Raw genomic sequence first — 13,197 nt, forward strand, 5'->3', positions numbered from 1 at the left:
ATGAAAGAGGAAACGCTCCTCTTTTCTACCCGAAAAAGGGTGTAAGGATTGCACTGCTTAAGTGACATTAGGCCCTCCCGGGCAAATCCTTATTCGAACACAGTCTACAAATCCGCTGCGATCAAAATAAACATCGACATCGGTGGTTCGTAGCGCAACGATTTCACCGAATCGAAGTGCGCCGGCAGCAGCAACAATAGCCAAACAAAAGTACTTACTCGGCAGTGCACCAATGTTCGCTTCAAGCTCGGCATCGGTTGGGGGATCAACCTTTTTCCTGTTTTGGTATTACCCCCGCCACGTACTTTGCACGGATTCGTCGGAATGATGCCATCCTCTACCGCAGTCTCCATGACAGACTTCATCATGCTGTAACTCCGTGCCATTGAGGTCAATTTCCCATCCTGAATGGTGTCGCTATACCACTCACGGACATCAGCGACGGTGATTGCGCAGAGCGCATAATCAGCCCAATAACTTAGTCGATCTGATTTTATATAACGAAAGTAATCATCTTTCACCCCTTGGCTAAGTTTCTTTCCTTGGGCATTTGTCCGGGTTTCTATCCACCTCGATGCATAACTAAAGAAGGTCTCCATCATGCGTTCTTCAGCCTCAAGCTGTGCCCGCTCAAACCTCTCCCGCATCTCAAAATCCATCCATGTGCCATTGATGATGGCTGTGCGTTCAGAGGCCAAGAACTCATTAGCCTCACCCTTGGTACCGAAAGTGTACGGGGCAGAGTATCGCCTACCCTCGTGCATGAAGCGTGCCCTGTACCTCTCCGAGCGCAACTTTTCGATCTCTCCTCAATTCCTCGATCGTGACATATATCACAAACCCTCTTCCATTTTTCCGCATAGTTTTCAGGTTGAGAAATGTCATTCAGTGAAGGTGTCAAAGTAGTCACTTAATGTCACTACCAGTCACTTTAGACATTTTTCCCTGCTGGTCGAGGGTGATTTTAGCATCCTTGTTCACATTTGTCATTGTCGTTTATGCGTATAAAAGACAAACAGAAGCCATCGCTCACCCTCTCGCCCGCGTGGGGTGAACGTGGGGTGAGTGGATTCATTTCTGGTCATTCTTGGGCGCTTCCTGCTAAAATGAAGCCATCGCGACCTCGCGTTTTATGAAGGCACCAGGGCGCTACGGCTGGTTCGAACCCAGCTAGGACCACAACTAAACCCCCTGTAAACAGGGGGTTTTCGTCGTTTCATGACTATCTATAGCTTCTTCAGCTTTTCAAGGGATGAAGGTTCCAGCTCCTCGATTAACGTCAGCCAATTCCAACCATGGTTGCCACAGTTGGGAGGAAAAATACGATGAGCGCTCCCCCGATGATGTCAAAGCTAATTCCAGTGCGGATCATTCGAGCAATGGATACGCAGCCCGAACCGTAGACGATGGCGTTCTGCGGTGTGGAAATCGGAAGCATGAACCCAAATGAAGCACCGAATGCAGCCGCCATAGCCGGGATAACTGGATCAATACCGGCCGCTATGGCAAGTGGAACCACGATGGGAACGGTAACTGCTGCCGCTGCGGTATTACTCGTAGTTTCAGAAATTAGGTGTCGATGCAGCAATACGGAACTTTGCCAATGTGTTTGAACAAGCTCTCGGGCTCACCACCCTTGCACAAACAGCTGGAGCGGGCGCAGCGGGGGGCTTGGGTTTCATGGCAATGGCGTTGTTGTCTGCAGGGATGCGCTCCGGCGTGGACATGATTCTTAATGAAACCGGGGGTGAAAAGATGCTTGCACAGGCAGATTTAGTCATCACTGGAGAAGGACGCATTGATGCACAGACCCTCAGCGGGAAAGCTCCTACTGGAATCGCCAAACGGGCACGTGCGAAAGGAATTCCAGTACTGGCGGTTTGTGGGCAGAGCCTATTGGGTCCAGCAATCTCAAATGAGCTATTTGAAGACATCTACAGCTTTACCGATTTCGAATCTGACATCAATGAATGCATTCGAAACCCGCTCCCAATTTTGGAAGGTATCGGTTTTAACATCGCCAAACATCATCTGAGTTAGCGATATTTCAGCAAACCGATGCTATTCGATGAGCCAGACAGCGCTCTGATCTTTCATCCGAGAGATCAGAGCGCTGTCTTATTCCTAAGAAATGGCCTGCAGCGGGGAGTACTCCCCGCTTTTGCGGTACTTCAATTTTGCCTGCTTTACGGTGAAGTTCATCAGCTACAAAGCACATGCCAGCTAGCTGAAAAGGAAACCACTCCCCTCCTCGGAAAGTAGGAACCATGTCTTCATTCACACGTCGTCTCAATATCACTGCGGTAACCGTTGCAATAGCCGCTACTTCTCTCCTCGCAGCCACAACACCAGCATCAGCCGCCTGCCTCGATGCAAATGGTCAGCAGATTGGACCACTCCGAGTACATGCTTCAAGTGAAAATACCAGCCGCGTAAATGATTGCGAGAAAGTTTATCTCGGTACCTTCTGGGAAGGGACCAACGGCGAGCCGGGGAACTTCGGCATCTTCAATTTCAAATATGCCAACAACAAATACTTCGTCGTAGGAATCAATGACATCACTGGTCTTGGTCTTGGATCCTCTGATCAGAATCCCCTAGGAACCTTCGGATAGTCGAAATAGAAGCCTCACCCTTTTCAAATCCCCTCCTCGGAAAGCAGGAACCATGTCTTCATTCACACGTCGTCTCCCTGTCACCGCAGTTACTGCAGTACTTGCCTCGTCCACCCTTCTCGCTGCGGCAACACCTGCTTCAGTTAAATGCGTGCACCCTCACTCAGAACACGTGGGCCCATTGCATGTTTATGGATCTAGTGAAAACTCAGATCGATTTGATGTGTGCGGGAAGATTGATTTCGGAACCCATTGGGAAGGCACTGGAATCCACACTGGCCAGTTTGGGTTATTTAATGTTAAGTATGCAGACAATAAGTTTTTCGTTGTCACCATTGATGATGCCGGCCTAGGCTCCTCCGACCAGAACCCCACTGGCACCTTTGGATAACACCATTCCGTGTGAACAAGCTGGCCTAGACTTGAAACATGGTCGATATCTTGGAACTCATCGGTCCCCTACCTTCTGTGTCTACGCCAGAGTTAAGGGCAATTGTCGTGACTGCCATTAATGGTTCCACCACTATTAATGGCACGTCTGGTCAGCTTGGAAATTCCACGGATACGGAACTTCTGTTGGCGCTTCGCAGGTGGTCGGACGTGGTGTTGGTTGGGTCGAGCACGGTGAAGGCTGAAAATTATGGTGGCGTGGAGGTTTCGCCTGAAATCCAGAAGCAACGCCAGGAGTTGGGTCAGGAAGCGATTCCGCCGATTGCGGTGATGTCAGGGTCGTTGAATTTTGATGTGGATACTCGCTTTTTCCTTGAGGCCGAAGTGCCGCCGATCATCATCACGGATAATTCCGATCAAGCAAAGCAGCAGCGGCTTGTGGATGCTGGGGCTCAGGTTATTGAGGTGGAGACGTTGACGGCGGAGGTTGGCGTCGAAAAGCTTAGGTCTTTGGGTTACGCCCGCATTGATTGTGAGGGCGGTGCAACGTTGTATGGGCAGATGTTGGCCGCCGATCTTGTTGATGTGTGGCATCACACGATTGATCCGACGTTGTCGGGCAGCGTGGAGCGCCCCACGGTGAAGGGCGGCGATGATGCGCCGCGCCGATTCGCGTTGGAGCACGTCTTTGTCGATGATGACAGCACCCTATTCTTGCGGTATAAGCGCGCCAAGTGAGTGTTGGACTCTCCGGATCTGCTGGGGATTCGCTAGATTAGTCTCGTGAGTTTCTCCCCGGTAGCACCTTCTATATCAGCCCCCACGCCGCGTCGGAGCAGGTGGGATAGCATCGGCAACGCGGTTGCATGGCCGTTGGCCATGTTGTTGATGGCGCATCGCTTCTTCGTGCTTGCGATTAACGGCGCAGTCACCGACGATTTCACGACGGTTTATAGTGCTTTACGACGTTTCGTTGAAGGTATTCCGGTCTACAACGAGGTCTACCACTTCGTCGATCCGCACTACCTCTATAACCCGGGCGCCACCCTCCTATTGGCACCATTGGGATATATCACCCATTTCACGTTGGCTCGGTGGATGTTCATCGCGGTGAACCTCCTTGCCATTGTTTTAGCGTTCGGGCTGCTGACCAGACTCTCCGGTTGGGCGCTGCGCAGCATGGTGTGGCCGATTGCGATCGCCTTGGCGATGCTGACAGAAACCGTGCAAAACACCCTCATTTTCTCCAACATCAACGGCATCCTGCTGCTCATGTTGGCGATTTTCCTGTGGTGCGTGGTGCACAAAAAATCCTGGTTGGGCGGACTAGTCATTGGTTTGGCCATTTTGATCAAACCCATGTTCCTGCCACTTCTCTTCCTACCTTTGGTGAAAAAGCAATGGGGATCGCTCATCCTCGGCATTTTAACCCCAGTGATTTTCAATGCAGTGGCCTGGTTCTTAGTTCCGGGAGCATCTGAATACGTCACCCGCACGATGCCCTACCTTGGTGAAACTCGAGATTTTGCCAACAGCTCACTCCCAGGCTTGGCCATCTATTTCGGAATGCCCACCTGGATGGAAATCACCTGGTTCCTCATCTTCGGCGCAATGGTCGGCCTCGCAGTGCTGGCACTCCTGAGATTCCGTAACACCGAGCCATACTTCTGGGCAGCAACCACCACCGGTGTACTCCTGACTGGCGTATTCTTCCTGTCCTCACTGGGACAGATGTACTACTCCATGATGATCTTCCCTATGATCTTCACCCTGCTCGGAAGCCGATCCGTATTCCACAACTGGGTTGCCTGGGTCGCCGCCTACTTCTTCCTCTCCCCTGACACTTTCACCTCCCAGCGACTACCCGATGTAGCCCGCTGGATGGAATTTTTCAGCGCGACCGTTGGTTGGGGACTATTGATAGTGGTTACATTTGTCTCGGCGCTAATCTGGTTTATTGGTGATATCCGAGCCAAGGGAACTCCGAGCTCACCCATTACCACTGATCCAACGCACGACCATCTTGAGAGGACAGCATGACAGACTTCAAACTCATCAGCGATACCGAGTGGCGCGAACGCCTCACCCCGCAGGAATTCCATGTCCTCCGCGAAGCCGGCACCGAACCACCTCACGTCGGTGAATACACCAACACCACCACCGAAGGTGTGTACTCCTGTCGCGCCTGTGGTGAAGAGTTATTCCGCTCCACCGAGAAGTTTGAATCCCACTGCGGTTGGCCTTCCTTCTTCTCCCCACTTGCTGGCGACAAAATCATTGAGAAGGAAGATCTTTCCCTCGGTATGCGTCGCGTTGAGATTCTGTGCGCTAACTGCGGCTCTCACATGGGTCACGTCTTCGAAGGCGAAGGCTACGACACCCCCACCGATCTTCGTTACTGCATTAACTCCATCAGCTTGAAGCTGGAAGAAAAGCCAGTTTCCTAAGCTTCCGAGCACGAAACGAGCCTTGGCCTTATGGCTGAGGCTTTTTCTCATTCTGGCGCTATTTAAGAGGCCCAATTTTTGGGATGGGTTCTTGTATGGATTCAGTGCGTTCAGGCGCTTAGACGCGATTCTGAGAGGGCACTTTTCATGGGCACCGGGGCAGGATTTGGGGCGGACCAAACGAGAGTGCCCACGGAACTGCTTTTTGGCGATCGTGGGCAGATGTGACCGGTTTTTACGACCTCACACCAAACAGGAGTGCCCACGAACTTCATTTCTAGGATTCGTGGGCATTGTGGTTTGGTCTGGGCCGATGAGGGGCCACTTTCTTCGGGTTCAAACGCCGTTTCTGTGCCGCCCAAGGCTGGCCTAGGGAAGGAAACCAAAACTCTCCCCTGCCGAATCGGTCCTTGGTCTAATACGAACGCTTATTCAGGCCTTGAACCGTGCATTTCAGACCAAACCTCCCCCAGAAACTGACTTCCTTGGTCTCCAGCGCACGCCTCCCCAACCAAAAGAGCCCTGGACCATTAGTCCAAGGCTCAATCGTTTAGAAAAGCAGCTTTTAAGGAAGAACCTTAATCAGATCTGCAATGTCGACGCGCTGTCCAGAAATAAATGGCAGCTCCTCACGGACGTGGAGGCGAGCCTCGGTGTAACGCATCTTGTGCATCAAATCGACAATGCGGTGCAACTCATCAGCCTCGAAAGCCAGCACCCATTCGTAGTCACCCAGTGCGAAAGCCGGCACAGTGTTGGCACGAACATCTGGGAATTCCACAGCAGCTTGTCCGTGCTCGCGGAGAATGCGGGAACGCTTCAAGGGCTCCATGATGTACCAGTCGTAGCTGCGCACGAACGGGTAAACAGTGATCCAGTCCTTTGCTTCTTCACCCATGATGAATGAAGGCAAGTGAGCCTTGTTGAACTCAGATGGACGGTGGAGAGCGTTTCCGATCCAGAAGACCTCAGAAACCTGACCCAAAATGGTGGTGCGGCGGAAATCAGCGAAGGCCTTCTGAATGTCTTCGAATTCTTCTGCGTGCCACCAGATCATGTAGTCAGCGTCTGCGCGCAGGCCGGAGGCGTTGTAAATGCCACGGACAGTGACTTTGCCTTCTGCTTCAAGGTCGGCAAAGAACTTGGCTGCTTGGTCAGTGACTTCTGTGCGATCATCATCGAGCGCTCCAGGAATAGCACGGAACACCGCCCACTGAGAGTAGCGCTGCAGTTTGTTGAGCTGTTTAATATCGAGCTCGCTCACAGGGTAACTTCCTTTCGTGGATCTTTGCCAGTGTCAGTGGCCAGACCCTTTAGCGAATGAATCGTAGTGTCGGCTCTGCCGGCATGTTCCAACAACATGTTCCAACAAAACGCACACCCAGTTATCCATCATAAGTTTGATTGCAAAGTTTTGGGTAAACACCCCTCGTTAAGTCCCCCTGCATTGGATAATTAGCAGGAGTGAAGTTGCATCAAAGGACAAACATAAAATAAACGGCGCGCCTCCCCAGAGTTACCCCAATAATTAGTAAATTGCAGATTGTGATCGATTCCGAAGCGACCTCTCAGCACAAGACCTCAGCTACCCCGGCAGAGAGCACTCCCGCGGAGTTTTCCGAAGCGGTTGAGTCTATGCACAGAGCGCGCCTGCGCCCAGAACTTACTTTGGGCACGATTAGGCCGCCTCAGCGCCTGGCGCCGTTTTCGCACGCCATTGGACTCGAAGTCGGAAATCAAGAAGAGTCAGACGATGTCTCCACCAACAGCGAAGGTGATTCCTTTGGTCGTTTGATTCTGCTCCACGATCCGGGTGCCGAAGAAACCTGGGAAGGAGCAATGCGCCTTGTCGCCTATATTCAAGCTGACATGGATCACGCTGTTGCTTCCGACCCGCTATTGCCGGAAGTAGCGTGGCAATGGCTTAACGAAGGTTTGGAACAAGCCGGCGCAGGATTTACCAACCTAGGCGGAACCGTAACCTCCACAACCTCGGTGCGCTTTGGTGAAATCGGTGGACCGCCAAGTGCCTACCAAGTGGAAATGCGTGCGTCCTGGACCGCGACTGGCACCGACCTCACCGCGCATGTTGAAGCGTTCGCAGCAGTGCTTGCCTCTGTTGCTGGACTTCCCCCAGAGGGCGTCACCGAACTACGAAGGTAGATTGGACACCATGGTTTCCGATCTCCTTCAACCCCGCGACGGCATTCCGCCTTTGCTATCTACCCCTGGTGAGTTCACTGCTGCGGCAGATCTCTTGGCTAGCGGAACTGGGCCCTTCGCCATTGATACGGAACGCGCGTCCGGTTTTAGATACGATGACCGCGCATTTTTGATTCAGATCCGGCGCCGTGGCAGCGGAACTCTCCTATTCGACCCGGAGCAGTTCCGTCCTGAATTAACTCAGGCGTTAAAGCCGGTGCTCAATGGTCAAGAGTGGATCATTCACGCAGCAAGCACCGATTTGCCGAGCCTTGCGTGGCTTGATCTTCACCCCGGATTACTCTTTGATACAGAACTTGCTGGCCGCTTAGCCGGATTTGATCACGTTAATCTCGCTGCCATGGTGGAACAGATTTTTGATCTCCACTTGCTCAAAGGCCACGGTTCGGAAGATTGGTCCAAGCGTCCTCTGCCGGAATCTTGGCTCAACTACGCAGCACTCGATGTGGAGATGCTGCTGGAGCTTGCCGATGTCATGGCTGAAATCCTGGATCAGCAGGGAAAACTCCCCTGGGCTGAACAGGAATTTGTCCATATTGTGGATCAATTCGCCACGATGACCGAACCTTCCGAAACGTCCTGGCAGGACCTTAAAGGGCTGTCCACTCTCAAACGACCAGACCAATTAGTTGTGGCCCGTGAAATGTGGTTGGAACGCGACTCTTTCGCAGCCTCCCGCGACCTGGCGCCCGGTAAAGTGCTGTCCAACAAAGTCATCGTGGAAGTCGCCCGTGTTCTCCCCCGCACCCCGGCAGAATTAGCGCAGGTCAAGGGATTCCCCGGTCGATCCCAGGGTGCCACCAAACGCTGGTTCCGCATCATCACCCGGGCGCTCAAATCCCCTCGCAGGAACTGGCCAAAGCCTCAGCAGCGCAAGGACGGCATCCCCGATCGTCGCGCGTGGGCGTCCTACTACCCAGAAGAGCACGAAGTGCTCCAAGAGATTAGAGCGCTTATCGACGACCTCGCCGCCGATATCAACGTTCCCGGCGAGAATATCCTTCAGCCTTCAACTCTGCGAGTAGCTGTGTGGATGGCTAAACACACCGGCGAGATCCATAATGCTGAAACACTCAACGCTGTACTTCGCGATTATGGTGCCCGCCAGTGGCAAATTGACCAGACTTTTCCGATTCTGTCCGCCAACTTGCTGAAGCTCTAAACCTAAAGCCCGCGGCTAAGGCTGCGGGCTTCGGTGGAGGGCGGCGTCGATAAGCAGGGTTTTATTCCCCGAACAGGGAATCCAGCCATCCAACAACAGTGGTTTCAATGCCGTCGGCGTCGAGGCCATAATCGGCGAGCACTTCATTGCGGGACGCGTGATCCAGGTACTTCTGGGGCACGGCGATTTGTCGGCGAGGGGTATCCACCTCAGAGGCGTTAAGCGCATCAGAGAGCAAGGATCCCACGCCGCCGTGGATGACGCCGTCTTCGATGGTGATCACGAGGTCATGATCATCAGACAGCGCGACCAAGGACTGCGGGATGGGGACAATCCAGCGGGGGTCAACAACCGTGACGTTCACGCCGTGCTGTTTAATCCTGGAAGCAACGTCAAGTGCAACAGTTGCGCGCTCGCCTACCGCAATGATGAGAACTGATGGCGCATCGTCGGTTGATTCAACGTCAGTGGCGTCTTCATATGCGAGGACATCCACGCCGTCTTCCAAGGTGTCGATAGCAACAATTGGAGTTGGCAAGTCGCCCTTGGGGAAACGCACAACTGTGGGGCCATCATCGATGGAAATAGCCTCATTGAGCAGCTCACGCAAGGAATCCTCATCACGTGGTGCCGCCACCTGCACGCCTGGAACGATCGAGGTCAGCGCCATATCCCAGACGCCATTGTGGCTCGCTCCATCCGAACCCGTGACACCTGAGCGATCAAGCACCAAAGTAACAGGCTGGTTGAGCATGCCCACATCCATGAGCAGCTGATCAAAAGCGCGGTTCAAGAACGTGGAGTAAATAGCCACCACAGGGTGTTTTCCACCCAATGCGAGGCCTGCGGCAGAAGTTACCGCGTGCTGCTCAGCAATGCCGACATCAAAGAATCGGTTGGGGAAATTGGCTTCGAACTTGGACAGACCGGTAGGACCTGCCATCGCGGCGGTGATGGCAACAACGTTTTCATTCTGCGCACCAATCTTGACCAGCTCATCGCTGAACACAGAGGTCCAACCGGGCTTTGATGCAGATTTAGGAGCTCCTGTGAGCGGATCGATGACGCCCGTGGAGTGCATCAATTCGTCCAAATCCTGCTCAGCAGGCGCGTAACCACGACCCTTTTCGGTGACCATGTGCACGATGATGGGGCCATCATAATCATGAGCGTATTTCAGCGCATTGTCGACAGCTTTTTGGTTATGTCCATCAACCGGACCCACGTATTTCATGCCCAGTTCAGGGAACATTTCGGTGGGAATGACGGTGCTCTTCACACCTTCTTTAAATGCATGGAGCGCTTCAAAAGTACGCTCCCCTACCCACCCCATGGATTTCAGGGACGTCTTGCCCTTTTCCATGAAGCGATCATAGAAAGGCTGCATGCGAAGGCCCGCAAGGTTTTCCGCAAATCCGCCAATGGTTGGAGAATAACTCCGGCCATTGTCATTGACTACGACAACAACTTTGCGGTCTTTACCAGCAGCAATATTGTTCAGTGCTTCCCAACACATGCCGCCAGTTAGAGCGCCATCACCAACGACAGCAACCACACTATGCGTGGTATCGCCATCCAACTGCTTGGCTTTAGACAAACCATCCGCATAAGACAAGGCCGCCGAAGCATGCGAAGACTCAGTCCAATCGTGCTCACTTTCAGCACGGCAGGTGTAACCAGAAAGGCCATCTTTTTGACGCAAAGAATCAAAATCTTTAGCGCGACCCGTCAGGATCTTATGCACATAGGACTGGTGAGAAGTATCAAAGATGATCGGGTCTTGAGGCGAATCGAAAACTCGATGAAGACCGATGGTTAATTCCACTACGCCCAAATTTGGACCTAAGTGGCCACCAGTTGCTGCGACTTTATCGACCAGGAAAGTTCGGATTTCTTTGGCAAGAGCGTCCAAATCCTCATCATTAAGGGCCTTTAAGTCAGCAGGTGTTGAAATACTGTTCAGAATTCCCATTGGCGCGAGTCAGACACCTTTGCTTCTCGGATGCGGACGGTTGTACAAGTATCGGGCTGGCGACACTTTTGTGCAGGTGACAAAACAAATGTGCACCTGCGGTGTTGGAGCTATATTACTCTGTCTCGATAGCCAAGGCTTAATCCGCCTTAGGAAACGCGGACAAATACACCAATCGTCTCAAAGTGGTGAGTTCCAGGGAACGCGTTAAAAACAGCCAATTGATCCATTTCGTAGCCGTTGAGCTTCCAATCGGCAACGTCGCGAGCGAAAGTCGCCGGGTCACAACCAATGTGGATAACCAGCTGAGGCTTAGCCTCCGCGATGCTCTTCAACACGTCACTGCCTGCACCGGTGCGAGGAGGATCCAAAACAACCACGTTTGGCGAAGGCAGCTGGGACGCCATGCCCTCTACCCGACCAGTGTGGAAAGTGACAGGCAAACCAGCCAACGCCTCTTCGCCAGCCTCCGCTGAACCTGGGGACAGCTCCACAGAGTGGACAGCTGCCTGCAGCTTGCTGGTGATAATCGGCGCGAACAGGCCGACGCCGCCATAAAGGTCCCACGCAACAGGGCCACGCTTATCGACGTCAACCAGTTCCAATCCGGTTAACGCTTCGGCGATGAACTCTGAATACGCCGCAGGGGCCTTGGTGTGCGCCTGCCAGAAGGAAGAAACTGGGAACTTCCAGGTGTAATCGCCTACCTTCTGCTCCACCTCGCCAGTGCCTTCCAGCACCTTCAACACAGTTTCAGTACGACGACCACGAGGAGCCTTACGGGATTCCACAACGTGGCGCTGACCCGCATCATCAATAGCTGCAATGATCTCCACGCCAGGGGTGAAACGACGAGCGCCCTCACCCACAAGGCCCTCAAGAAGCTCTGGCACAACCTGAGAACACGCAACCTCAGTAACCAACTCATTGGACTTCAGCTTGCGGAACCCGGCACGACCAGACGCATCAACGCCGAGGCGAACGCGGGTACGCCAACCAGCTGTTGGCTCCAGATCTTGAAGCTCAAATTCAGGAAGCTCATCGATTCCACCGATGCGCTCCAACTGATCACGAAGCACGCGGGACTTGATCTCAAGCTCCACAGTTGGGTTGAGTTCTGCATAGTCACAGCAACCAGCACCTGCTGCCGCTGCTGGGCAACGGGAATCGACACGATCAGCAGACGCGGTGGTTACCTTAACCACTTCACCGCGTGCCCATTTCTTCTTCAACTGTGCGATTTCTACATCCACGACATCCCCGGGAATGCCACCTTTCACGAAGATGACGCGGCCATCGTGGTGTCCGATGCCTTCGCCGCCGTGAGCCGGCCTGAGCACCTCAACGGAGATGATGTCGCCTTTGGCGAGTTCGACGGTGTCAGTCATGTGAGTGTAGTCCTCGTTTCACTTGAAAAAGTTTCTGTCCCGTTACTTGGAGCGGGACAGCGCAAAGAGTTTAACCCTACTCTGCGTTGGGGGTATTTCCCTGATCGGGGTTCTGATCTGGGGTTCCGTTACCTGCTGCAGGTTGCTGTGTTGCATTTTGCTGCGCTGCTCGCTGAGCCATGGCCTGCTGAACCTGCTCCGCCAGCTGCTTTGGAAGTGCCACTGGAAGTGGGCTGCCAGCCAGGATTGGGGCGTCGCCACGGTTCACAAAGGTACGAGCAATAACTTCCCGACCAAGATCGCGCATATCGTCGGCGCGATCGGATGGGCTGATCATGGTCATGCGCAGCATCCATCGTGGTCCATCTACACCTGCGATGCGGATCTTGCGGTCGTTCGCCTCACCGACGACTTCCCTGCCCCATGGGCCTTTTTCCACATGCACGGTCAGGCCGTCGCGACGCATGCCTTCTGCGATTTCCTTGGTGGCTTCGCGCCACTGTCCTGCGGAAGTTGGTGCTGCGAAAGCCACTGGGGTGATGCGACCAAATTGGGTGACCACGTGGAGCATGCGGGGGCCTTGCTCGCCCATTTCCACTTGTACTTCAGAGTTTTGTGGAAGTGGAACCTGAATGGAACCAAGATCTAGGACGCCTTTGGAAAAGTCCGAGAAATCAAAATCTTGGATGTTGACGGAACCAGCATCAAAAGGTCCCATATCGCCGTTGATGGCGTCATGTACTGGATCGGGTTCACCTGCTGATGGATCTTCATCCAAGACAGGCTGCTCGCCCAGGGAGCGCAGAGCTTCAGGCACGGACGCCTCAGCGCTGTCTGCTTCTACCGGAGCCTCAGGAGCGGCAGGTACCTCAGATACCTCAGGCGCTGCCGGGGTCTCGTCGACTACTTCTTTTTTCTTACCAAAAGGCCACAGAGCCATGAGATTCTTTTCCGTCCTTTGCTTTCGCGTTTCTAATCCGTTCCAGTGTAGGAGGATTGT

At 53.4% G+C, this 13,197-nt stretch carries 13 protein-coding genes and 1 pseudogene; 8 read left to right on the forward strand and 6 right to left on the reverse strand.

The window, feature by feature from the left end:
* Positions 1–104: 104 nt before the first annotated feature.
* Positions 105–698, reverse strand: a complete 594-nt coding sequence (locus CGL_RS09410) for a hypothetical protein (protein WP_227747653.1) — start codon at positions 696–698, stop codon at positions 105–107.
* 581 nt (positions 699–1,279) lie between these two features.
* Positions 1,280–1,573 (reverse strand): annotated as a pseudogene (locus tag CGL_RS09415) (anion permease); the annotation flags it as partial.
* A gap of 32 nt (positions 1,574–1,605) precedes the next feature.
* Here CGL_RS09415 and CGL_RS09420 point away from each other — a divergent pair.
* The 6 genes from CGL_RS09420 (at position 1,606) to msrB (ending at position 5,452) form a co-directional block, all read left to right on the forward strand.
* A complete protein-coding gene (locus CGL_RS09420) occupies positions 1,606–2,040 on the forward strand; it encodes a glycerate kinase (RefSeq protein WP_011014734.1) in 435 nt (144 codons plus the stop codon).
* Positions 2,041–2,267: 227 nt separating this feature from the next.
* On the forward strand, positions 2,268–2,615 hold the full coding sequence (locus tag CGL_RS09425; protein WP_011014735.1) for a hypothetical protein: 348 nt from the start codon (positions 2,268–2,270) through the stop codon (positions 2,613–2,615).
* 52 nt (positions 2,616–2,667) lie between these two features.
* Complete coding sequence (locus CGL_RS09430) at positions 2,668–3,006, forward strand: hypothetical protein (protein ID WP_003857322.1); 339 nt, start codon at positions 2,668–2,670, stop codon at positions 3,004–3,006.
* 38 nt (positions 3,007–3,044) lie between these two features.
* Complete coding sequence (locus tag CGL_RS09435) at positions 3,045–3,743, forward strand: pyrimidine reductase family protein (RefSeq protein ID WP_011014736.1); 699 nt, start codon at positions 3,045–3,047, stop codon at positions 3,741–3,743.
* A gap of 45 nt (positions 3,744–3,788) precedes the next feature.
* On the forward strand, positions 3,789–5,045 hold the full coding sequence (gene aftC, locus CGL_RS09440) for an arabinofuranan 3-O-arabinosyltransferase (RefSeq protein ID WP_011265835.1): 1,257 nt from the start codon (positions 3,789–3,791) through the stop codon (positions 5,043–5,045).
* Positions 5,042–5,452 carry a peptide-methionine (R)-S-oxide reductase MsrB gene (gene msrB, locus CGL_RS09445; RefSeq protein ID WP_003857328.1) on the forward strand — a complete coding sequence of 137 codons (411 nt, stop codon included), beginning with the start codon at positions 5,042–5,044 and terminating at the stop codon, positions 5,450–5,452. The genes aftC and msrB overlap by 4 nt, the downstream gene beginning before the upstream one ends.
* Positions 5,453–6,017: 565 nt before the next feature.
* Here msrB and hemQ read toward each other — a convergent pair.
* Complete coding sequence (gene hemQ, locus CGL_RS09450) at positions 6,018–6,716, reverse strand: hydrogen peroxide-dependent heme synthase (RefSeq protein WP_011014738.1); 699 nt, start codon at positions 6,714–6,716, stop codon at positions 6,018–6,020.
* A 281-nt stretch (positions 6,717–6,997) separates the two neighbouring features.
* Between hemQ and CGL_RS09455 the strand changes: the two genes are divergently transcribed.
* Both CGL_RS09455 and CGL_RS09460 read left to right on the forward strand, forming a co-directional pair.
* Positions 6,998–7,615 carry a DUF3000 domain-containing protein gene (locus CGL_RS09455; RefSeq protein ID WP_003859862.1) on the forward strand — a complete coding sequence of 206 codons (618 nt, stop codon included), beginning with the start codon at positions 6,998–7,000 and terminating at the stop codon, positions 7,613–7,615.
* A gap of 10 nt (positions 7,616–7,625) precedes the next feature.
* Positions 7,626–8,837, forward strand: coding sequence for a ribonuclease D (locus tag CGL_RS09460; RefSeq protein WP_011014740.1), 1,212 nt, complete (start codon positions 7,626–7,628; stop codon positions 8,835–8,837).
* 61 nt (positions 8,838–8,898) lie between these two features.
* Here the strand turns inward: CGL_RS09460 and dxs are convergent, their stop codons facing one another.
* The 3 genes from dxs to CGL_RS09475 all read right to left on the reverse strand — a co-directional run bounded on the left by dxs (position 8,899) and on the right by CGL_RS09475 (position 13,137).
* On the reverse strand, positions 8,899–10,809 hold the full coding sequence (gene dxs / locus CGL_RS09465; protein ID WP_011014741.1) for a 1-deoxy-D-xylulose-5-phosphate synthase: 1,911 nt from the start codon (positions 10,807–10,809) through the stop codon (positions 8,899–8,901).
* Between the two features lie 149 nt (positions 10,810–10,958).
* Positions 10,959–12,197 carry a class I SAM-dependent RNA methyltransferase gene (locus tag CGL_RS09470; RefSeq protein ID WP_011014742.1) on the reverse strand — a complete coding sequence of 413 codons (1,239 nt, stop codon included), beginning with the start codon at positions 12,195–12,197 and terminating at the stop codon, positions 10,959–10,961.
* 76 nt (positions 12,198–12,273) lie between these two features.
* On the reverse strand, positions 12,274–13,137 hold the full coding sequence (locus tag CGL_RS09475; protein ID WP_011014743.1) for a DUF3710 domain-containing protein: 864 nt from the start codon (positions 13,135–13,137) through the stop codon (positions 12,274–12,276).
* Between the last annotated feature and the right edge of the window lie 60 nt (positions 13,138–13,197).

Source organism: Corynebacterium glutamicum ATCC 13032 (genome assembly GCF_000011325.1).
Classification (GTDB): Bacteria; Actinomycetota; Actinomycetes; order Mycobacteriales; family Mycobacteriaceae; genus Corynebacterium; species Corynebacterium glutamicum.